The following is a 21,574-nucleotide window of genomic DNA, read 5'->3' as shown; positions in this document are numbered from 1 at the left end:
CTCACGCTGTTCGGTGGCCGTAAGCGGGTTGTCTAGCACTTCGCTGCCTCCTCGCTTGCTCCGGCGTGGGGGCTAGGGCCGGGTACAGCCTCCGCTCGAGATTCCGCCGGAAAGGTGCATCTTCACAGTCAGCCAGCGTAGGCAGGGAAGGCCGGCTGCTATCGAGTAGGTGGATACTCCACTTCGGGAGCTGAATACTCGAATGACGTTGAGTTCACCGCTGCCGCCTGTGTTTGGCGCGTCGACGGGGTGCGTGGCTTCACCCGCGACCATTTCGAATGCAGCAGAGTGCGCACCCACGGCCAGCGCGCTTCGGCGTGATCGCCATCAGATTCGTCGTGTGGTGGTTTCTGCAGCGCTGCCAGGCCGCACCGGGCATCGCGCGCCGATCACGGCGAGCACTCCAGCATGTGCGTCGCTGGCGAGCAGGCGCACCCCCGAGAGGCCGCGGGCGGTCAGCGACCGCCCGCGGCCCGTCCCCGGCGGTGGTGACATCGATACCCAAGGATTTCCCGACAGCCTCGGCAGTACCGCGGTGGCCATCATGGCATGCACGTCGACCACCCAGCCGCCCTCGCCGACTTCGAGGACCAGGGCGTCGGCGGCCATGAAGGTGCAGGGGCCGACATCAAGCAGGCGGGCACGGAACGCCCCCACGGCGGCGCCGAGCTCTTCGACTCCAGTTCCGGCCCGCAGTATGGAGACCCCACCACTTCAGGGGACTTACCGTGGTGGAGTCCCATGGATTCTGGACGGCGCCGGCGTCGCTTTTTCTGCCTCGCGTATGACGCGATCGGCGGCGCGTTCTCCGCCGAGAACCGCGCGTTCCATCCCACCGGAGCCGAATAACGTGCTCGTCACGTGCACCCGGCCCTTGGGTAGACGCTTACGCATGTCGCTTACGCCTTTCCAAAAACCCGGCGTCGGCCAATACCCGGTGTGGGGCCATCTGGCTACCGTGCCCAGATCACGGCGTCCTCGCAACGTCGGGTAATAGGATTCGATGAACTGGGCTGCCCAATCCACCAGCTCACTATCGGTGCGCTCCATCATCCGCGCAGTGATGCCAGCCTCGGTGAACACCGTCACCAGAGTCTTGCCCTTGGGAGACCGGTCGGGAGCCTTGTTCTGTTGGAACATCACCAACAGCGCCTCATCTGATTCGTTGCTGGGTACCAGCACCGAGTAGGCCGGAGTCGGTGAGGGCACGTCATAGCCTAGTGAAATGCTCAGCAGCGGAAGATCTTTGAGGCTACTGCCGAACTCACCACCGGATTCCGCCAAGGGCGACCACATATGGACTGCCTCGTGGAACGGCACCGCAAGAACGACAGTGTCAGCGGTCAACTGAGAGGCCTCACCGCCGAGACGCACGTTGACAGTGACTTTCTCCTCGTCCTCCGCGACGGCCAAGACCTCGGTCCCGTAGCGCACGTCGAGCCGACGAGCCACCTCTTGGGGCAAGCGCCCCATTCCACCCTCAATCGCGACCATCTTCTTGGTGCCCACGGCGAATGCGGCGAGAACCGAAACGCCGCTTGCATTCTTGGCTCCCGTTCCGGCGAAGCCGCGCAGAATCGGGTCGACAAGCTGCTCGGTGACCTCTTCGTTGAAGTACCGAAGCGACAACTCGTGCGCCGTGGTGTTGTCGGCCCCTGAATGCTCGGTCAGCGCGTAGGGATCCATCCCGTGGATCTTTGGTCGCAGCCGCAGATAGCCGAGTGCCATCACCAACTTGGACCGGAACGACACCACCGGCGTCGTCACCAGAGACAGCGGCTTCCGGCGGTCGACGGTGATCGCACGACCGTCGCGAAGGACGTCCACTACCTGGCTGCTCGGCACGATGCTGCCGTCTAGCCCCACCTCTCGGGCCAGACGCAGATATCGGACGAAACTCTTGTTGATCAGGTCCGGTCCGGTGTCGATCAGGTAGCCGTCGTGGTTCTCGGTTTGCGCCAGGCCGCCCGGCTTGTCGGCCCGCTCGAGGACCGTGACCTGATATCCCGCTTGTTGCAATCGATAGGCCGCGGCGAGGCCGGAGAGGCCGGCGCCAACGACTATGGCTTTTCCACCCATATCTGACCTAGTCCCCGGTCTCAGTGCGCCACGGCGCTCTGAGGAAGCCCGCTGCCAGACGTGGCCACATCGCGGAAGGCGTCGATGATGTTGCTGAAGCAATCAGCGCTCTCCTCTGCTGAGAACGGTGGTACGTAGGGACAATGCAGGACCACGTGGTCGATCACGCCTTCGAACTCGGCGAGTTTCTGCCGCGCCTCTTCCGGAGTGCCCGTGATGCTCAGCGCTTCGACGATCCGATCGTCGGTGTGGGCGAATGCCGCCAACCCCTCACGGCGCATCCGCGCCCGCAAATCGTCGACGGCGTCCTGGAAACCGTGCAGGGCGGCGACCGCATCGCTGACGGGGTGAACGGCGTAGAAGCCCACCTGTAGACGAGCGCGACGCATGGCGACCTCACGGTCGGGATGCACGCAGCAGATGTTCTCGACACACAGATCGATGTCCGACAGGTCCCGGCCGGCCTTCGCTGCACCAGCGGCGATCTTCGGTTTGACCGACTCTTCCAGGAACTTCGGGGTGGCGAAGTACCCGAGCCAGCCGTCGGCTTTGCGTCCGCACAAGTCGAGCATGGCCGGACCCATGGCGGCCAGGTAGATCGGGATCTGCGGCCGTGCCAATTCACGGCCGCCCCACGGATTCAGCGGAGGCGGGTTGAACCAGTAGTGCTCGCCCTCGAGCGGCTCCGCCTTGCCGGTGCCGAGGTATTCCCAGGAGCGCCGAAGCACATCGATGTACTCCGACATCCGGCCCACCGGCTTTTTCGCATTCGTCGAGTGGAGGCGCTTGAGCAGTTCGGGTGCGCCGGTACCCAGGCCGAATATCATCCGGCCGCCAGACATCTCATCCACGTCGGCTGCCGCGTTTGCTGCCTCGAAGGGACTCCTGCTGAACCCGGCCGCCAAACCGGTACCGAGTTTGATTCGCTCCGTTCGTACTGCGGCACCGGCCAACATGGTGAATGGGTTTCGATAGACCTCGTAGTCGAAAGCCGAGTAGAAGCCGGCATCCTCGGCCTGCTTCGCATACTCGAAAACATTCGGTATGGGCCCGGTACGGCTGGGTAAAGTGACTCCGACCCGCAACTTAGTGCCCCTCCTTCTATCCGCGATCGACATCGAAGTGATTAACGTACGTTAACACGATACGCCATCGGCTCTCGCCAACAAAGAGGTTGATCTGGTTTCGGCGTGCAGGAGCGCAGGGGAATGCGCTGGTAACGATGGTTACCATGCTTCGTGCATCTGCTCGCCAAGCCCTGCTCCGTCCAGGCCTGTCGGCGACGCCCTATCGGGCTGCAGTTGGAGACGACCACCGGCGTGGGACCGGTGTCCGTGAACGATCGTTGACGGCGGTCACATTGCATGACAGACTGTGATCCGCTGCACGGCCCCGCGTTCCCATGCCCACGCGGGGTCGACGCAGATCAAGCGGTGCCCCCGTGCCGAGGGCAAACGTGGTGACGAACGCAAGACTGCCGACAGGACTTGTCGACCTGCGAGCTTGGCGAACCGAGGACGGGCTCCGAAGTCACAGCGTGCAAAATCAAAGGAGAATCTCGTGGCCCTAAAAAACAGTATCGACGCCGACCTGGCTGCCAAGCGGCTCGCCGCCTGGCTGTCCACAAAGATTCCTGATGCTCAAGACGTCACGGTGACCGACGTGCACGTGCCCGGCGCAGGCGGCCTGTCAAACGAGACGGTGCTGTTCACTGCCGAGTGGACGCAGGGAGGGGCCAGGACAACGCAGGGCTTGGTCGCACGCGTTCAGCCGGAAGGCCCCGGCGTATTCCCGCGATATGACCTGCGCAAGGAGGCCGCGGTTATCAAAGCCCTCGGGGAGAACTCGCAGGTTCCTCAGCCGAAGCTCTATTTCCACGAGGACGACCCCGCCGTTTTCGGTGCTCCGTTCCTAGTAATGGAACGCATTGACGGCCGCGTCCCCGCCGACGATCCCCCGTTCACAGCCGCGGGTTGGGTGCTGGACCTGACGCCGGAGCAGCGCGAACGGATGTGGCACAACAGCATCGACGTCCTCGCCCGGATCCACTCCGTGGATTGGCGTGAGCTCGGACTTGATTTTCTTGACACAGCCGAACATCACAGCGGCCTGGACGCCGGATTGGCGAACTGGCGGCGCACATTCGAGTGGGCCGCCGAAGGTAAGCCCAACCCCACCATCGAGGCGGCGCTGGACTGGCTTGAAGATCATCGCCCCTCCGGCGACCAACCGAAAGTTCTCAACTGGGGCGACGCGCGGATCGGCAACATCATCTTCTCGGACGGCCTGATCCCCGCCGGCGTTCTTGACTGGGAGATGGTGGTGCTGGGGAGTCCCGAGCAAGACCTCGGGTGGTGGCTGTTCATGATGCGCCATCACACCGAGGGCATCGGATTGCCGCTCCCGGAAGGTATTCCAGATCGTGATGCCACAGTGGACTACTACCAGAGCGTCAGCGGTTACCGCCCGCAGAACCTCGACTACTACGAGGCGCTCGCGGGCACGAGGCTCGCCATCCTGACACTGCGCGCCGCGCACCTGATGATCGCTGCCGGACTGCTGCCACCGGACTCTGCCATGGGCCTGAGCAATCCCGCGACCCACCTCGTTGCACAGCTGGTGGGGCTGCCTGCACCCGACGCTGCTGTATCGAGCTACATCGGTAACCGCTAGTCCAGTCTGGCAATTCCACAGTTGGGCAGGACGGTGGTGTCGGCGATTCAGTTCGCCGATACCAGCGCAGCCCTTCTGAAACTGATCACACCGTACGGGCACGATGCGATACCTAATCGCCCCCTCGAAGAGAACCGGGAGAACCGACATGACGACCGAGACGCAGGACAAGCCGTTCTGGGAGCACAAGAACACTGGATTCTTGACCGCCGCTCCCGATTGCGATCTGCTCCATCCGACGTTCAAGGATGCGAACCCCTCGCCGACCCTGACTGAAACGCATTTCTTTGGTTTCAGCGTGCCAGAAGAGAACATCCACGGCTGCACATACATGTGGCATCACCCGAACCTGGGTGTTGTCAGCGGTGGCGCGTGGGTTTGGCAGGGGATCAAAACGCATGCTCTGAAGTCCGAGCTGTTCGCCTGGACCAACTACATGAGCGACGACCTGCTTGTGAAAGACCTGTGGGAGTACGAGTTCGAAAACGGCTACCGAGTCGAGACAATCGAGCTGCTCAAGCGCCATCGGCTGCGCTATGTCGACGAATCACGACAGAACTCCTTCGATATCGAGCTCGAAGCACTGATGGAGCCCATGCTGGTTCAGACCGGCATGCACTTCGAGCAGGCGATGCGGGCTCGTGGTGAGCTGACGTTGCGGGGCAAGACCTATGAGGTGGACTGCACCCACGTCCGAGATCGCTCCTGGGGTCAAGCGCGCAGTGAACGACCGGCGCCGACGCCGCCGATTGACTGGATGACCGGTGTGTTCGACGAGAATCTCATGTTTGGTTGCACCGCCTATGACCATCCTGACTGGGATCCGGCGTGGAAAGGATTGCTCGATGTACCTGGCGGGGAGCCCACCAAGGGCGGCTGGGTCAACCGTGACGGTAGGCTGATCCCAATTGTGGACAGCCGCAAGCGGGTGTACGAGGACCCACGTACGCTGGCACCGACCAGGGCTGAAATGGTGCTGACCGACGCCGAGGGGCGCGACTACGAAATCCACGGTGAAGTCGTGGCCACCAACCGCTGCGCGTTTTGGCCCAGCATGGACTGCTGGATCTCGCTGGCGCGCTGGGAATGCGAAGGCAAGGTTTGTTACGGGGACCTCCAGCACATTCAGTGGCACGACTATGTCCGGCATTTCCACCCGTAGAGTCATCGACTCGAAGCGTCTGACACGCGATCGGCACGTACACCCGTTGATTGCACGCGACAACGCCGCCCCACAGAAAGGGGGCGGCGTTGTCCTCTTTGGCGCTGATCAACCGCCACTACCGTCGGCGCCATTCCCGAAATCGTTTTGCGGGCCGCGAAGTTCCGCCTTCGGTTGACGCCGGATACCTCGTCGCCCCTGCGACCGAGGGTCCGGCCGAACGCTCGGCCGCCGAGCCGTTGCCGATTACGTCCACGAAGATTCCGCACTGCTGTGGAGTGCCCTGTACACCGCCTAGGCCCAACTCGGATTTCTCGAAGCCGCCGCCGAGAACGAGGTGTTACGGCAGTTGGCGCGGATCATCGAGCGACACCAGTAAGGCGGACTCAATGCGGGTAATCGAGGAGACCGGGGTGGCGGCGGTGTCGTACCCAAGGCTCATTTGCCGTCTACCGGTATCGGCTAAATCTACTTTCCGGCAATCGCTTTCGGCCGCGTTCCCGACGGAGTGGCGCTCACCCAGCCCTGGCCGGCTCGGAGGGGCTGCACCACCAACCTTGTCGACCCACCCGCCACCTTCGTCATCGACGCCTACCACCAGTTGTGGCGCATCAGGCCCTTCCGATCTACCACCGCAGCCGCGACTCCGTCGAAGCCACCTAAGCATCGTCTTCGCCCGGGGTTTCGGACTGGACCGAGCACCAACCTGGCTGGAGCATAATGAAATTCGTCCGCACGGCACAGCGCTATCGCACCGTCTCCATCCAGGCCGGCAGCCAAACCATCACCGCCGGCCGACCTGGCCGAAATCCCCGATCACGTGCGCACAAGTTCGATGGAAGTCAGGCCCTGGACATGGACCCGGATCAGGCCCACAGATAGAGCGCCAGGGTCACCACCATGGCGACGCTGAGCAGGGTTCCGACGATCCAGCGCAGCGGCGGCGCCGCAGACTTGACTTCCATGAAGTGGGCCGCCACCAGCCCGGCTTTGGCGAAGGCCACAACCAAGATGATCATCGTCGCCGCACGTCCGCTCATACCGGCGACACTGTGGCCGGCACCCAGCCACAGTGAGGTCAGCGTCAGTGCCACCAGCACCGCCCAGGACACCACCAGCGGGTCGGTCAGCGAGATCTTGGTGGAATCCGTCGGTTGAATGGTCCTGGATTGAACAGTCATCGCTCGAACGGCTCCTTTTTAGACGGCAAGATAGAGGACGGCGAACAGGACGACCCACAAGAGGTCGACGAAATGCCAGAAGACACCACCGGATTCGGTGTTGCGCTTGAGAATCGGCGAAGGCCCCGCTCCACGACGGATGTCCCTGGTGATGGCCAGGTACAGGTAGGCCAGCACCACCAGCCCGATCAGCACGTGCAGCAGGTGAATGCCCGCGGAGGTGTAGTACATCAAGAAGAAGTGGTTCTCGTTCGGAATATGGCCGGCGCCGATCTCCGCCGTCCATTCGATGGCCTTGTTGACGACGAACCACACGCCGAAGGCCGCGGTGACCGCGACGAGCCGACGGGCCTGCACCAGCGCGCCCTGACGGACGCTGCGGACCGCCAGTGCCATCGTCAGCGACGACGTCAGCAGTATCAGGGTGTTCACCGCGCCCCAGCCGACCACCAGCTGCGCACGCGACTGGTCGAACACCGCGGGTGCGTTGCCCCGTTCGACCATGAACACACCGAATATCGCGGCGAAGAACATCAGGTCGACGAGCACCAGTATCCAGATGCCGGTCTCACCCGGAACGGAATCAGCGTTGCGGCGCGTCTTGGCCCGGGTGGTCGCCACGGTAGTTGCCATATCGGATCTCCTGCTCAGACGGTCAGTGGTTGACGGGAGGTGTCGTCGACCGCGGGGGAATCGGCGGTCCCGGCTGCGATGGATCTGCCAGCCATCCCGTCCTCGAGGTCGACGTAGTGGCGATGGACGCCGATACCAGCCGATTCATCAAGGGCCGCTTGCCGATCGAGCGCCTTCCAGCACAGCGTCGTCATCACCAGCACCCAGACGAAGAAGGTGCCGAACGGCCACCAGAGCGCCAGGAAGCCGTTGTAGGCGTACGGCCCGCTCTTGAAGAAGATGATCATGATCGCCGGGGCGATGGCCAGCGCTTCGATCAACGTGTAGTACCCCGCCCAGCGCGGCAGCATCTGGTGCTCGCGCGGGGTCCACAGCATGCCGAGAGCCAATGCGACCAGCCACATCGAGAACGGCGCCACGTCGAACAGGAACAGGAACCAGCCCAGATCGTGCATCACCTGGGTGATATCGGCGGGTACCTCCCCCGCACGCAGGGCCGCGACTCCCCAGGGCACGAACACGATCACGAAGATCGCCACCGAGCAACCGAGCGAAACCAGCTGCGTGTAGGTGAGGACCGGGAACCGCGATTCGGTCTTCTTCGTCCACATCGTCATCGCGACCGCCCACGGCGCCATCAGGGCCGCCGCGATGATCATCGTCACGAATCCGGCCTGAAAGCCGAATCGGTTTTCTTGGTACATCACCGATACCTGCTCGGCGCTCATCATCGGACTCGGCGCCGGCAGCCATTTCGCTCCGGCGAACCACCCGACGAGGAACAGTAGGGTCAGCATGGGTCCGGCGGCCAGGCACAGGCGCTGCGCGGAGAGGGTCATTCGTTGCTCCACGTGATGTCTCCTTCGTTTCAGAGCACGCATCAGCGACTCATTCCGGTGGGCCGTTCGTCCCATGGTGACCTTCATCCCAACGTGGACGATCTATGAGCCGCGTCACAAAGTACCTCCGTAGGACGCGCCGCGTCAATAGACGCGCCGCGTCAATAGATGTATCGCTTATGCTGACTACCTGATGAGTGCCCTACGGGAACGGAAGAAGGCCGCCCTTCGCTCGACAATCGTGCGCTGTGCCGTCGAACTGTTCATGGCGCGGGGTTACGACGCCGTCGGGATGGAGGACATCGCGGCGGCGGCAGTGTGCTCGCGCAGCACGCTGAACCGCTACTTCGGCACCAAGGAAGACGTCCTGTTCGCAACGGCCCCGGAAGTGACCGAACGCCTGCGGACCGCGCTGGAGAACGTGGAGACCGACGATCGATGGACCGTCGCCCGCCGAGAGGTCACCTCGCAGCTGGCGCAGTTCTTCGACAACATGGATTCGGATCTCCGCGTCGACATCATGCGGCTCTGGTACAGCGAGCCGCCCTTGCACCGCCGCTATCTGTCCTTCGTCTCCGAATGGGAAGACATCCTCAAGCGGTTCTTCGCGCAGGGGCTTCCGGAGGACACCGCGAACCGCCTCCGAGTGCAGTTGCTGTCGACGGCCATGGCGTCGGCGCTGCGCTCGGTTGCGCATACGGCGGTGCTATCGGGCGAAGACATCGACACGTTGGCAGACGTGGCTTTCGGCATGCTCGAAGCGGGGTTGTTGACCAAGCCCGCGCTGTGACGCCGCGCCGGCGAATGAATGCTCAGTAATACAATCGGAGTTCGCCGTTGTGCCACGACATGCTCTCCACGGTGCGGCCCGATCGGGCAAGCCATTCAGCCGCTTCGCGTAACAGCACGGGTTGCGCTGCACCGCGGAAGTCAACCCGCCAACGGTCCCGGTGCTCGGTGACCACGCACCCCGATGAGGCCGACTGCGCACGGCTGCCACTCGCGCCACTGATGAGAATCTCGACCATCTCGTCGATGATGTGATCGTCCGGCACCGAGTCGGGCTCCGTGTAGAGCCACTCCTTGAAAACCGCAGCAGCCAAGACCATTCCGAAAGCGATGCGGACCAGCACCGGGATGTCCACCGCGTGCCACCCACGCAGCTCGAGTTCACGGGCAGCAACCGCCTCGATTCGGTCCAAAAACAGTGCGATATCGGCGTTGACTGCGACGTCGGGCTCGTGCACGTCCGCTGCCATCAGCGTCAACAGAACCCCGCGTTGTTCGCGCAACATCTGATACATCTCGGCGAAGAATGCCCGGGTGGGTATCTCGGCCTCGTGCGGTTCCTCAACAGCCAGCCACGTGTCGACGAAGCGCCTGATGAACGACGAGAACGGCTCGATGATCGACGCGTCGAACAGTCCGGCCTTGGAGCCGAAGTGCCGAAACAGCACCGTCTCGGAGGTCCCGGCCAGTTCCGCGATATCGCGGGTGGTGGCACCAGCGAAGCCGCGCTCGGAAAACGTCGTCCGAGCCGCGGCCGTCAGGAGTTCCCGCAATTCTGCACTGGACTTACGCGGACGACGCACGGGTGGCACTGCGGTCATGACATCCAGCGGCTTTCGGTGTGGCGACATGATGGGGCGCCACGGGCTCGATGTCCGTGATCGCCTGCCGCCATCATGCCGAGGTCCACAAGATTGGACAATATGTGTAGTGACCACTTGTGATGCGTGTCATAAAGTGCTAAGAATTTGGGACTATAGGAAGTGTTCACTACATTGGAGGGTGCTGATGAGGTCCGCGAACGACATACCGTCGACTGCCGGCGCAACGACGGGGTATTCGGCGTTGAATCGCGCCTATCCACGATCCTGGTGGACGATCGCCTGGTCGTCGGACGTCAAGCCCCGCGAGGTGGTGCCGGCCCGCCTCCTCGAGCGCGACGTCGTGTTGTGGCGCGACAGTTCCGGGACACTGCACTGCATGGCGGCCCACTGCCCGCATCTCGGTGCGCATCTGGGCACCGGCGGCACCGTCGTCAACGACCAGCTGCAATGCCCCTTCCACGGGTGGCGCTACGGCACCGACGGCGCGCTCGCCGGCGTCAACGGCCCGGATCGGGTACGCAAGGGTATCTGCTTGCCGCGCTATCAGATCATGGAGCGGCACGGCGCGGTGTTCCTCTGGAACGGGGCCGACGAGCCCGACATCGAATTCCCGGACATTCTCGGCGATCTCGGCCTGACCGAGGACCAGGTCGTGTTCTGCAAGCACCGGTGGTTCTTCCCCTACGCGGCCAAGCATTTCGCCGAGAACAACGCCGACGGATCGCATTTCGCCATCACCCATGACACCGGAGGGTGGGCGGAGTCGGTGATCATCGAGGACAGTCCGACGGTGCTGCGCGTGGAGAACCGCGTCCACGATGCACCGGGCTGGTGGACCTGGCAGAACCTCGCCAAACGTACGCGCAAACGCGAGATCACCAACTTCTTCTCGCCGGTGACCGGTGACCTGACCAACCACTGCTACGGAGCGACGCTGTTCCAGATCCATCTGACCGGCCGCAATAGCATCTTCGGCTCGACACTGCTGTGCATGACGCCGGTGGACGAGAACAGCTTCTGCATGATGGACATGATGCTGATGCCGCGCATCAAGCTCCCTGTCGTCGGACCCGTCCTCCAGCGCGCGCTCGACTTCGGCGTGGGCGCCCTCAACTGGGGGATCACCCGGCAGGACTCACCGCTGATGCTGCGCCGCCAGGAACCGGCCAATCCCCCTTATGCCCCTAGTGACCGGGCGACGATCGCGTTCCGACGCCTATGGGACCGCCGCGTCGACAGCGACGAGCCCCTGGACGGCCCCAGCGTCCGCCATAACGGCAGACGAGCGGGAATCCGGGTCACGGGCAAGAGCGAACAGGCCGAATCGGAGCAGAGCAACGGTACCGGCCCGCAAGCACCGCTGACCGCACCGGCAACCGTGCAGGTTCTCCGATGAGGGCGGCTGTGGCGCTGGCCGTCGTGGTCGCCGGCCTCGGATGGTGGCGCTACCGCAGCGGCATCCGCTATCCGTCCAGCCTGACCACGTACTCGAAATCCGACGGCTTGACCTACCTGAAGAGCCGTCGTCGCCGTCCGGTCTACTGAGCGTTGGACACCGCACGATGCAGCAAGCCCACACCTTGCGTGTCACCGACGTCATTCGCGAAACCCCGGAAACCATCTCGATTGTGTTCGACTCGCCGGGGCGTCTCGACTACCGGCCGGGGCAGTACCTGACCTTCAGCCTGCCCGGCGCTGGCGGCGGCCGGACCGCGCGCTGCTACTCGCTGTCGAGCTCGCCGCACGTCGACCGGCGGCCAAGGATCACCGTCAAACAGATACCGGGTGGCCACGCGTCGAAATGGCTGCACGACAACGCAACTGAGGGTCTGGAGATCGTCGCTCACGGTCCGGCCGGTTCTTTCGGTCCCGACGGCTACGACTCCGACCTCGTCTTTCTGGCGGCCGGCAGCGGTATCACGCCGATAATCTCGATCATCACCTCGGCCCTGCGGACCGGTTGTGGGCAAGTGAACCTGTTCTATGTCAACCGGGCCGAAGGCGCCGTCATCTTCGATGCGGCACTCGATGAGCTCTGCAGCGAGTTTCCCGACCGGCTCAGGATGTCCCGTTGGGCCACCGCACGAAACGGTCGCCCGTCGCCAGAGGTGTTGGGCGCCTTCCTAAATCAGTGCCCGCCCGGACCGGTGTACGCATGCGGGCCCGAGGGGTTCCTCCAGGCGTTGGCGACGGCCCTGGCCGGCGAACCCGTCCAGCGTGAGCTCCACGTTGAGCGCTTCGCACCAGCTGATGTCGGCGACCCGGCTGCATCGGACGGGCCGGTGAGCACTGATCTGGTCGTGGACATGTACGGTGACACGCACGCAATGCCCTGGCCGGACGGGACCACCCTGCTGGGTCTGCTCAAAGCCCGGGCCATCGACAGTCCCTACGCGTGTGAGGAAGGCGGCTGCGGATCCTGCACGGCTCGGGTGACCGCCGGAACGGTGGACATGCGCACCAACGAAGTTCTCAGCGCTGACGAAGTCGACGATGGATTCATCCTGGCGTGCCAGGCGATACCCATCGGGGGCACGGTCCACGTCGTCTACGAGTGATATGCCCGAACCCCACTGTCTTTCACGCACCAACGGCGCGCACCACGCGGCCACCAAGGAGGGTCCATGACAGTCACCCACGATTACGTCGTCATCGGCGCCGGCCACAACGGTCTCGTCGCAGCGACCACGCTGGCCCAGGCCGGCTCCGACGTGCTCGTCGTCGAGCGTCTTCCCCACATCGGCGGGCTGACCACCAGTCTGCCTCGGGTGCCGGAAGCGCCCGGGCATCTGTTGCATGTCGGCGCGATGGACGACATGTTCATGGCCGGCACCAGCCTGGCCGACGACCTGGGCATCGCCAAGCACGGTTACCGCTCGATCGCACTCGACCGGCCCTACGGCTGGATGGCAGATGACGGTGCGACGCTCATCCTGCACCGTGAGATCGCCCGCACTCTGGAGGAGATCCGGTACTTCTCCCGCCGCGATGCGCGCACCTACGAAGAAGTCTCGCCGGTCTTGGACTTTCTGATCGGCCTGCAGGTCGAACTCGGCAGCCAGCGTCCGTCGGATCTGTCGAAGAAGCAGTTGCTGCGCATCGTCGGGAAACTGGGGCTCGATAAGCGCGCCCGGTCCTTCTTGGTGAAGATGCTCACGATGAGCATCTTCGAGCTCGTCTCCGAAACCTTCGATTCCGATGCCATGCGCGGATTATGCGCATATTGGTGCAGCATGTTCGGCCCGGCCAGCCTCGACGGCAGCGGTGTCTATCTCGCCGGATTCGCCGCCGTGCATCGCGGCCGCGGTGTCCTGCGGGCGCGGGGCGGCATGAGCGCGATCGCCGAGGCGCTCGCCTCGTCGATCCGGTCGGCCGGCGGCGACATCAAGACCGGTTCCGGTGTCGAGCAGATCTTGGTGGAGGGTAACCGCGCCGTCGGCGTGCGGCTCGAGGACGGCACCGAGGTCCGAGCTCGGCGCGGAGTCCTGGGTGCCTGTGCGCCACAACACACGTTGGGCACGCTGCTCGATGACGCCGTGCTGGACGCAAACACCAAGATTCAAGTGACGATGATGCCCGCCAACTCGGCCGACGTCGCACTGTTCAAGATCGACGTCGCCCTCGGCGGCCGAGCCGGCTACCCCAAGGCTCAAGCGCTGCGCGATAAACGCGACGGCATCGATCTGCGGACCACCACCTGGATGACCGGCACGCTCGAGGACCATGTCAACCAGTTCCAGCAGATCACCCACGGCCACAACGTGACGGCCGATCCGCCGGTGTATATGGCCATCCTGTCTGCCAGCGACCCGACCCTGGCGCCAGACGGCCAAGATGTGTTGTACACGTTGACGAACTGTGCCGCGCGACCGGCTGCCGGCTGGGAGGCCGAGAAGGCCGGCTACAGCAAGGTCATGACCGCATCGCTGGAGCGCTTCCTCAGCGGCTTCGAGACCGAAATCGGCCGGGTCGAACACTCGCCGGCCGACCTCGAATCGGTGTTCAACATTCCCAACGCGTGCTTCTTTCATGTCGACATGACTGCCACCCGCCTGGGTTCCAACCGGCCCGCCGCGGGCCTCGGGGGCTACCGCACTCCGGTGGACGGCTTGTTCCTGGCCGGCTCGGGTGTACACCCCGGCGGCGGTGTCAACGGATGGCCGGGACGGCTGGCCGCGCAGTTCGCGTTGGAAGACTTCTGATCTCCGGCCGCGAAACCATTCCTCCCCCGCGGCCTTCGAGACGCGGCCCATCCGGCCGCGCGCGAACCACTCACTCGTCAGGTGGCAACACCAGCCGAATGACGGTCTTGGCGATGTCTTCGGTGCGAATGCCTTCCTCAGGTCGATACCAGCGTGATATCCAGAGGCACATGCCCAGCAGCAGCAAGGTCGTGGTCATCACGTCCGCCGGCGGCAGCACACCCTCGTCCATCGCATCCTGAACACAGCTGGCACACAACGCTTCGTAGTCCCGGCGAAAAGAGTCCCAACGATCGAGGACGTCGGCCGGCAGCCCCGCTCCGCCGAAGAAGACCGGCATGTAGCCGCGCATCCGCACGCAGGCGTCGACGTGTATCTCGATCAGCATCCTGAGTCTCTCCCGCCCGGAGAGATCGGACTCCACCACGGCCGACATATTGTCGGCGAGCTGCCGCGTGGCCCGCTCGAGCATGATGCTGACCAGATCGTCTTTCGTCGGCACCAGTCGGTAGAGCGTGGCACGCGAAACGTCGAGACGCTCGGCCGCGCCGACAATCGACAAGGCTTTATCGCCGCCTTCGACGACCAAACCGGCGACCGCATCGGCCACTGCATCGAGGTCGATCTCCATACGTGGCCGGCCGCGGCGGCGCGGCGCGGGGCGCGGAAGATCACCCGACCGCTGGTCCGCCATTCAGGGACCCCTATCGCGCAATAATTGAGACGCTCAGCTTCAGAATAAACCATACGGCCGCCGCGGGCAGACTCTTCTGCGGACAACGGCGGGACCAGCCGGCACCACCATTGCTTCGGGATTAGTGAGACGATAGAGTTCTAAAATATCCGGTCGCCACCCCAACGCTGGGCCTGGGTTGCCCGCACACCGGCACATCGCGGCGCACTGCCGCAGCAGATCGTCGGGGCCGCGGTCGCCGGGGTATGCACGAGGACACCGAATAAGGAGAACCATGTCCCGACAAGCGGTCATCATCGATGCTGTTCGCTCCCCGATGGCAAAAGGCAAGGCACCCAAGGACGGTCGTCCGGGCGGTGCCCTCAGCGGGTTGCACCCAGTCGAACTGCTGGGACAGGTGATCGGCGCTCTCGTGCAACGCACCGGCATCGACCCGGCGCTGGTCGACGACGTCATCACGGGCTGCGTCAGCCAGGTTGGCGAGCAGTCCGGGCCGGTGGGCCGGTGGGCGTGGCTGGCGGCCGGACTCCCCGAGACGGTGCCGTCGGTTGCGGTGCACCGCGCCTGCGGATCCAGTCAGCAATCCGCCGACTTCGCGGCTCAGTCCGTCATCGCTGGAGCCTGTGACATCGTGGTCGCCGCCGGCGTGGAGTCGATGAGCCGTATACCCATGTTCACCGCGCGCATCGGTCAGGACCCCTACGGCCCCTCGGTCACCGAGCGGTACGCGCCGGGGCTGATCCCTCAGGGTGTGTCGGCGGAACTGATCGCGGCACGGTGGAAACTCGACCGGGAGGCGATCGACGAGTTCTCCGCACGTTCGCACCGCAACGCGGCCGCCGCCGACTTCAGCGCCGAGATCGTACCCATCACGACGCCCGACGGTGTGGTGAGCACCGACGAGACGATTCGACCGAACACAACCGTCGAGGGCCTCGCGACGCTCAAACCCTCCTTCGACCGATCACCGATGGAGCACACGACTCCTCGCAGCTCGCAGACCGTTGCCCGCCACCGAGAAGGTGCTGCGCGTCGGGGCGCAGACGACCACTGACGATGCGACCGTTCCGAGGCCGAGAGGGCCGACCGATTGAATCGTGGCCATCGCACTGGGCCGGTGCGTCCGGGGCCCGGCTGCTGACCACCATGCTCTACGCATTGGAAGCCGGCGGCGGGCGTCTCGGACTTCAGTCGATGTGCGAGGCCGGCGGAATGGCCAACGCCACCCTGATCGAGCGGTTGTAAGGGCGTGGCAACGGTAGCGCCGATCGCCGCCGGCAGGCCCGTTTTCACCAACGATCACGAAGCGTTCCGCGAGAGCGTGACGCGTTTCATCGACTCCGCGGTGGTGCCCGATCTCGACGGCTGGCGACGTAACGACGGCGTGCCGCGCAGCGTGTTCGGTGAGGCGGGTGCCCACGGCTTTCTGGGCACTGCCGTACCGGACCGTTTCGGCGGCGGCGATGCCGAGGATTACGGGTTCCTCGCGTTGCTCATCGAGGAGACCGTTGCCGCCGGCGCCACCGGCCTGGCAGTCCTGTGGGCCCTGCACGCCGGCGTCACCATCCCGTTCCTACTCGACCACGGCGACCCGGAGACCCAGCAGCGGTTCCTGCCTTCCCTGGTGACCGGCGCGCAGATCGGAATACCCTCGCCGGGAGTGGCCGTGTCCGGGTTGCCGGGCGGACGGCTGGCCGATGTGCTGCTGGTGAGTGTGGACGAAGCGGTGAACATACTGCCCACCGACCTCGCCGGGGTCCGGATCGGCGTGGTGAGCGGGAACCTCGGGGCACCGGAAGCGGGAATCGCCGATGTCGACGTCACAGCGGCACCCTCAACGGAATGGACGGCCGTCCCGGCGAAGAGGTCTGCCATACATCGCGACGTCGACCTGTGGCTGGCCGTAGCCGCACTGGCGAACGCCCGCAAGGCCATCGAGCTCGCCGTTGAATACACCGGCAGCCGCAAGGTGTTCGGAAGGCCACTCGCGGAGTTCGAGAACACCCAGCTGCGGCTCGCCGAGCTAGCCGCCGAGCTCTCCGCGGCCACCAGCTATGTGGATCTGTGTGTGGCTGCCCGCGCGCAGACGAGGCTGACGCCGGCCGACGCCGCCGCCGCCCGCCAAGTGACCGTCGGCCTCTCCGATCGGGCGGTGGACCAAAGCCTGCAGCTGCACGGCGGTTATGGGTATATGCGCGAGTACCCGATAGCGCAGGCATTCGCTGACGCACGGTTCATCCGCACGGTCGGTCGGCTGTACTCCGACCCACGACAGGCGGTGGCGGAGCGACTGTTCGAGATCCACCGCGCGCCCTGACCCTTGCCATTCGCCTGTACGCAAGGGCAATTGACCACCATCCGACCGAAGGAGCCCGGACAACATGCCCATGATCGACGTCGAAGACCGGGTGCGGTTGCACGTACAGGATCTGGGCAGCGGGCCGGCCGTGGTCTTCATTTCGGGGTTCGGCCTCGACCACGCACTCTGGGACAGGCAAGTACGAGTTCTCACCGGTGCCGGATACCGCACGGTATGCGTGACACAGCGTGGTCACGGCCATTCCGACCATCCCCTGGACGGTTACGGCATTGATCGACTACGCGACGACCTGGTGATCGTCCTGGAGACCCTCGGCATCAACGCGGCGACGGTGGTCGGGCACTCGTTCGGCGGGCGGGTGGCGTTCCACACCGCCGCCACGGCTCCGCACCTGGTGGCCAAGCTGGTGCTCGTCGGTTCGAATGCGGTGCGCGCCACCCGAAGTGAAGAGTTCCCCTTCGGTACACCGCCGGAGCCGACCGTGGCCCGCATGGTCGGCGATGAGGAAACCGACCGTGTTGCCGCCCGGTGTCGGTTGCTCCAGTCCAGCTTCGCCCGCGAACAGCATCCTCGGGTGATCGATTGGTTGCTGCAGACCTGGATGCAGATGCCCAGTTGGTCGGCCATCGCATGCTACGACACCCTGCTGCGGACCGATCTGATCGACGAGATCGAGCTGGTGCGTCAGCCGGTGCTGCAACTCAACGGGAAGGCCGACCCGGTGCACTCGGCCAAGGGCGGATACTGGCTCCAGTCACGGCTGAACGACACCCGCATGGTCGAATTGGACTGCGGACACTTCCCGATGCTCGAAGCACCCGACGAGTTCGACGACGCGCTGCGCGCGTTTGTCTAACTCGTCGCCCTCACCGGCTCGAGTGCCTGCAGGCTCGCCAATCCCATCCGGACAAGCAGATCCTCCGGGTGCCGCGCGCTGCGCCCCCCTGGCGGGCGCAGCGCCTGCGACAGCAAGAGCAGTTGCAGGCCACGCGTCGCGGTGATCACGTCGTCCAACGAGGCTTCGGGATAGCGGCGCCGCAGACAACCCACCCACCGTTCGGTGACACGCTGTTGCCTGCGGTCATGATCGCGCCGATAACGCTCCGCCAGCGATCGCTGCTCCCGCAGCCAGATCGAGAACAAGCGCTCGTGGCTGTCCACCAATCCGGCAAAAGCCCTCATCAGCTTCGCCAGATCGGCGTCGGGGTCGGGGTCGGGTTCCCCGATCCGAACGAGCAGGGTGTCGAGAACTTTGTCGAACAGAGCCGCGAGGATGGCGTCCTTACTGGCAAAATGGCGGTAGATGGCAGATCCGCTGGTGCCGGCCGCCCGGCCGATCTCGTCCACCCCGACGCCGTCGAAGCTGCGTTCGAAGAACAGCTTCTCGGCCGCCGACAGGATTTGCTCGTCGCGGCTCACGACCCTAAGCCTACGACTGGTCCACAGACCCTCACAATGCGGCTCACAAACCGAAATCCTGACCGATGATCACTTTCATGATCTCGCTGGAGCCTCCATAAATCCGGCTCACCCGACCATCGAGATAAGCGTTGCCGATCAACGAGTCGGCGCGCAGCGCGGCGCCCGGGGGCCACAACTCGAGGCACCGGTCGACCACGCGGCCCTGCAGCTCGGTGCAGTACAGCTTGACCATCGCCGCGTCTCGTCCGGTGAGCCTGTCGTCGACGTGCGCGGCTAGGCACTGATCCACCAGCGCCTGCCCGGCCGCGACCTCCGTAGAGCATTGGGCGAGGATGAACTTGGTGTCCTGGGAAACGCTTCTGCCCGCGCCCCCGTCCTTGAGCATCTGCACCGTCCACGCCAGCGACGCCGACGCCGCGGCCTGCGAATTGACCGCGATGGACAGTCGCTCTTGCGCCAGGTTCGACGTCAGATACGAGAACCCTTCATTTTCTGCGCCGAGCAGGGCGGTCACCGGGACTTCCATGTCGGTGAAGGACATCTCGGCAAGATCTTGGGCGTGCAAGCCCAGTTTGTCGAGCTTGCGCCCTCGCTCGAAACCCGGGGTCGAGGTGTCGACCAGCAGCAGGCTGATGCCACGACGTCCCGCTTCGGGGTCGGTCTTCACCGCAAGGATCACGAGCTCGGCGGCGGCCCCGTTGGAGATGAAGGTCTTCGCCCCGTTGACCACGTAGTGATCCCCAACTCGCCGCGCGCGGGTGGACATGGATTTGAGGTCCGAACCGGCACCCGGCTCTGAGAGCCCGAGGGCGACCACCGACTGCCCGGACGTCAGCCGCGGCAACCACGTCGTGCACTGCTCGGGCGTGCCGTAGTGCAGTAGGTAGGGCAGACAGATGTCCGTTTGGACGCGCAGCCCCCCGATCGCCATACCCAGTGCTTGGATCTCTTCGGTGACCACCACGCTGTGCCGGAAGTCGGACTTGGGCAGGCCACCGTAGTGTTCGGGGACTCCGATGCCGAGGATGCCTCGGGCGGCGGCGGCTTCCCAGAAACGCCGTGGCGGCCTACCGTCACGCACCCATTGGGGGTAGTCGGGAAGAACGTCGTCACGCAGGAAGTCGCGCACCGCCGACCGGAAGTGCTCCTGATCGGCGGTGAAAACGGCACGCTGATTCACGCCGGCCATTCAGCGGAAATCCATCCAGTGGCCGTGGGGCGTCCAGCCGAGCGCGAACGGCAGCTCAATGGTGCAGATCGGGCCATGCGTGATGTCGTCGGTATCGAAGATCAGGTATTCGCCGCGCTTGTCTGCCCACCAGGACACCGGGACGATGATGTAGCCATCGCCCTCGGGCGAGTCGATCGACCTCGGTGCGAAACTGGCCTCCAGCACGGCGGCAGGCTCGCCGGCGCGGATCTGGTAGACCTGCTCCGACAGCGTCTCCATGTCGGTGACGACGAGGCTGTTCATCGACATCCCGCCGCGCTTGACCACGCCACCCACGGAGAAGCCGTGGCGATAACCCTTGCCGTAGAAGCGTTCGTCCACTTTCGGCAACTCGCTGGGTCGATCCGACAGCTGCTCACTCTTGGTCGCCCCGGAGGACAGGTCAACCGTCCAGCGCCCGAGGGTGCTCGAGGCGATCGAGAAGAACAGCGCGATATCGTCACCCTCGGCGAAGTCCTGCTCGAATGGGAACGGTGGCCTATTGAAGATCGGACCGTCCAGCAGCAGATTGCCGTCCTTCACGTTGGCCGACATGGTGTGCATGATGTACTGCGCCGGCAGGTCGGTGGTGATCCACCGGATCTCACCCTCGACGTCGTGACGGGGAATGAGTGCCAGCACGATCGGCAGTTCCGGATCCCAGCCCCACACACCCAAGCCCTTGAGGATCCGCTCCTTGCTGAAGATGAACGGCTGAAACGGCATCACCATCCACTCGGGCGTCAGCCAAATATCGTGTGCCACCGTGTTGTACGGGGCATCCCAGAGTTCACGGGTAAGTACGCGGCCGTCCGGATGCACGATGTGCAGCGTGACGTAGGGCGCGGTGTCACGGTAGGTCCAGCCGTAGAGCACACCGGTCTCGTGATCCCATTTCGGATGGGCAGTGAACGCGTTGTCCCCATAGGCAACCGGTGCGTGGATGCCCGGCGATAAGGAGGGTGACCAATCGACAAATCCCTTGGTTTCCAACGTGATCGGGTCCAGCGCGATCGGCGGTGCGCCCTGCTCGCCAGATACCACCATCTGGCCCGCGAACGGAAACACGTTGATGTTGCTGGTGCCCTGGGGCGTGTGCCGGTTGTAGTCGTCCCGCTCGACATCGCCGTAGGCGAAGTCACGCCAGTCGCCGAACGCGCCATCAGTCCACGCGAACATCCCGCGATGCTGCTTTTCTTCCAGCAGGTACTTCGGAGTACGCACCCAGCGGTTGCGGAAGTCGGCACGACCGTTGTCGAAGGTGATTGCCTGCACCATTCCGTCCATGCTGACCAGCGGGTTGGTGCCCTGGGACGTCGGCCGTTTCCAAGTCGGCCCACACCGGTAGTACCCACCGGCGAGATCTTTGGGGATCTCACCCTGACTGACAATGCACTCCTCGACCGTCGCCTCGAAGCGCATGGGCGTGAACGGGCCTCTGAGTGCGGTCTCCTGTGGCAGCGGGTATCCCACTGAGCGTCCTTTCTCGGCTGAACCAGGACGTGGCACGTGCGGCGTCCTTTCGATCGACTGTAAACGAACGTTA

19 protein-coding genes and 3 pseudogenes are annotated in these 21,574 nt (G+C 64.4%); 11 read left to right on the top strand and 11 right to left on the bottom strand.

All coding sequences use genetic code 11. The features are described from left to right. Window positions 1–275: 275 nt before the first annotated feature. The 3 genes and pseudogenes from G6N43_RS05125 to G6N43_RS05115 all read right to left on the bottom strand — a co-directional run. Window positions 276–675, bottom strand: a pseudogene (locus G6N43_RS05125) (transposase); the annotation flags it as partial. 48 nt (window positions 676–723) lie between these two features. Further along, on the bottom strand, window positions 724–2,079 hold the full coding sequence (locus tag G6N43_RS05120; protein WP_083156509.1) for a protoporphyrinogen/coproporphyrinogen oxidase: 1,356 nt from the start codon (window positions 2,077–2,079) through the stop codon (window positions 724–726). A gap of 20 nt (window positions 2,080–2,099) precedes the next feature. Next, the gene (locus G6N43_RS05115) at window positions 2,100–3,197 is read right to left on the bottom strand and encodes an LLM class flavin-dependent oxidoreductase (protein WP_083156511.1); all 1,098 of its coding nucleotides are present in this window, start codon (window positions 3,195–3,197) and stop codon (window positions 2,100–2,102) included. Window positions 3,198–3,639: 442 nt separating this feature from the next. Here G6N43_RS05115 and G6N43_RS05110 point away from each other — a divergent pair, with 442 nt between their 5' ends. The 3 genes and pseudogenes from G6N43_RS05110 to G6N43_RS30615 form a co-directional block, all read left to right on the top strand. Beyond that, window positions 3,640–4,752: a phosphotransferase family protein gene (locus tag G6N43_RS05110; protein ID WP_083156512.1), complete on the top strand. Its 1,113-nt coding sequence runs from the start codon at window positions 3,640–3,642 to the stop codon at window positions 4,750–4,752. 148 nt (window positions 4,753–4,900) lie between these two features. Continuing rightward, window positions 4,901–5,914 carry a DUF7064 domain-containing protein gene (locus G6N43_RS05105; RefSeq protein ID WP_083156515.1) on the top strand — a complete coding sequence of 338 codons (1,014 nt, stop codon included), beginning with the start codon at window positions 4,901–4,903 and terminating at the stop codon, window positions 5,912–5,914. Between the two features lie 511 nt (window positions 5,915–6,425). After that, a pseudogene (locus G6N43_RS30615) lies at window positions 6,426–6,796 on the top strand (hypothetical protein); the annotation flags it as partial. On the opposite strand, the gene G6N43_RS05100 reads toward G6N43_RS30615, so the two are convergent. Genes G6N43_RS05100 through G6N43_RS05090 form a run of 3 tightly spaced genes read right to left on the bottom strand, consistent with a single transcriptional unit; the run spans window position 6,781 to window position 8,579 of the window. Continuing rightward, window positions 6,781–7,095 (bottom strand): cytochrome C oxidase subunit IV family protein, encoded by a 315-nt coding sequence (locus G6N43_RS05100; protein ID WP_083156516.1) that lies wholly within the window; start codon window positions 7,093–7,095, stop codon window positions 6,781–6,783. The pseudogene G6N43_RS30615 and the gene G6N43_RS05100 overlap by 16 nt on opposite strands. Window positions 7,096–7,113: 18 nt before the next feature. Next, window positions 7,114–7,728 carry a cytochrome c oxidase subunit 3 gene (locus tag G6N43_RS05095; protein ID WP_083156519.1) on the bottom strand — a complete coding sequence of 205 codons (615 nt, stop codon included), beginning with the start codon at window positions 7,726–7,728 and terminating at the stop codon, window positions 7,114–7,116. A gap of 14 nt (window positions 7,729–7,742) precedes the next feature. Next, window positions 7,743–8,579, bottom strand: coding sequence for a hypothetical protein (locus tag G6N43_RS05090; RefSeq protein WP_133056579.1), 837 nt, complete (start codon window positions 8,577–8,579; stop codon window positions 7,743–7,745). A gap of 181 nt (window positions 8,580–8,760) precedes the next feature. Here G6N43_RS05090 and G6N43_RS05085 point away from each other — a divergent pair, with 181 nt between their 5' ends. Continuing rightward, window positions 8,761–9,357 carry a TetR/AcrR family transcriptional regulator gene (locus tag G6N43_RS05085; RefSeq protein WP_083156523.1) on the top strand — a complete coding sequence of 199 codons (597 nt, stop codon included), beginning with the start codon at window positions 8,761–8,763 and terminating at the stop codon, window positions 9,355–9,357. A gap of 22 nt (window positions 9,358–9,379) precedes the next feature. On the opposite strand, the gene G6N43_RS05080 is transcribed toward G6N43_RS05085, so the two are convergent. Next, on the bottom strand, window positions 9,380–10,177 hold the full coding sequence (locus tag G6N43_RS05080) for a TetR/AcrR family transcriptional regulator (RefSeq protein ID WP_163658007.1): 798 nt from the start codon (window positions 10,175–10,177) through the stop codon (window positions 9,380–9,382). A gap of 187 nt (window positions 10,178–10,364) precedes the next feature. Between G6N43_RS05080 and G6N43_RS05075 the strand changes: the two genes are divergently transcribed. From G6N43_RS05075 to G6N43_RS05060, 4 genes are all read left to right on the top strand, one after another. Continuing rightward, window positions 10,365–11,576, top strand: a complete 1,212-nt coding sequence (locus G6N43_RS05075; protein ID WP_163658005.1) for a Rieske 2Fe-2S domain-containing protein — start codon at window positions 10,365–10,367, stop codon at window positions 11,574–11,576. Continuing rightward, window positions 11,573–11,725 (top strand): hypothetical protein, encoded by a 153-nt coding sequence (locus G6N43_RS05070; RefSeq protein WP_163658004.1) that lies wholly within the window; start codon window positions 11,573–11,575, stop codon window positions 11,723–11,725. Before G6N43_RS05075 ends, G6N43_RS05070 begins: the two co-directional genes overlap by 4 nt. A gap of 17 nt (window positions 11,726–11,742) precedes the next feature. After that, a complete protein-coding gene (locus G6N43_RS05065) occupies window positions 11,743–12,738 on the top strand; it encodes a flavin reductase family protein (RefSeq protein ID WP_163658002.1) in 996 nt (331 codons plus the stop codon). A gap of 66 nt (window positions 12,739–12,804) precedes the next feature. Beyond that, window positions 12,805–14,382 (top strand): phytoene desaturase family protein, encoded by a 1,578-nt coding sequence (locus G6N43_RS05060; protein WP_083156528.1) that lies wholly within the window; start codon window positions 12,805–12,807, stop codon window positions 14,380–14,382. Window positions 14,383–14,452: 70 nt separating this feature from the next. On the opposite strand, the gene G6N43_RS05055 is transcribed toward G6N43_RS05060, so the two are convergent. Then, entirely contained in the window at window positions 14,453–15,076 is a 624-nt protein-coding gene (locus G6N43_RS05055) for a TetR-type transcription factor C-terminal domain-containing protein (protein ID WP_083156529.1), read from the bottom strand. Between the two features lie 274 nt (window positions 15,077–15,350). Between G6N43_RS05055 and G6N43_RS05050 the strand changes: the two are divergent. The 3 genes and pseudogenes from G6N43_RS05050 to G6N43_RS05040 all read left to right on the top strand — a co-directional run bounded on the left by G6N43_RS05050 (window position 15,351) and on the right by G6N43_RS05040 (window position 18,252). Continuing rightward, window positions 15,351–16,321, top strand: a pseudogene (locus tag G6N43_RS05050) (thiolase family protein). A 4-nt stretch (window positions 16,322–16,325) separates the two neighbouring features. Beyond that, a complete protein-coding gene (locus tag G6N43_RS05045) occupies window positions 16,326–17,393 on the top strand; it encodes an acyl-CoA dehydrogenase family protein (protein WP_083156531.1) in 1,068 nt (355 codons plus the stop codon). Window positions 17,394–17,457: 64 nt separating this feature from the next. After that, the gene (locus tag G6N43_RS05040) at window positions 17,458–18,252 is read left to right on the top strand and encodes an alpha/beta fold hydrolase (RefSeq protein ID WP_083156532.1); all 795 of its coding nucleotides are present in this window, start codon (window positions 17,458–17,460) and stop codon (window positions 18,250–18,252) included. Here the strand turns inward: G6N43_RS05040 and G6N43_RS05035 are convergent. Genes G6N43_RS05035 through G6N43_RS05025 form a run of 3 tightly spaced genes read right to left on the bottom strand, consistent with a single transcriptional unit; the run spans window position 18,249 to window position 21,501 of the window. After that, window positions 18,249–18,815 (bottom strand): TetR/AcrR family transcriptional regulator, encoded by a 567-nt coding sequence (locus tag G6N43_RS05035; RefSeq protein WP_083156533.1) that lies wholly within the window; start codon window positions 18,813–18,815, stop codon window positions 18,249–18,251. The two genes, G6N43_RS05040 and G6N43_RS05035, sit on opposite strands and share 4 nt — an antisense overlap. A gap of 43 nt (window positions 18,816–18,858) precedes the next feature. Further along, a complete protein-coding gene (locus tag G6N43_RS05030) occupies window positions 18,859–20,007 on the bottom strand; it encodes an acyl-CoA dehydrogenase family protein (protein WP_083156534.1) in 1,149 nt (382 codons plus the stop codon). After that, window positions 20,008–21,501, bottom strand: a complete 1,494-nt coding sequence (locus G6N43_RS05025; RefSeq protein ID WP_234810243.1) for a carotenoid oxygenase family protein — start codon at window positions 21,499–21,501, stop codon at window positions 20,008–20,010. Window positions 21,502–21,574 lie beyond the last annotated feature (73 nt).

It is taken from the genome of Mycolicibacterium moriokaense (genome assembly GCF_010726085.1).
Taxonomy (GTDB): domain Bacteria; phylum Actinomycetota; class Actinomycetes; order Mycobacteriales; family Mycobacteriaceae; genus Mycobacterium; species Mycobacterium moriokaense.
Note: the sequence above shows the minus strand (reverse complement) of the source record. Positions and strands in the feature narration are given on the sequence as shown.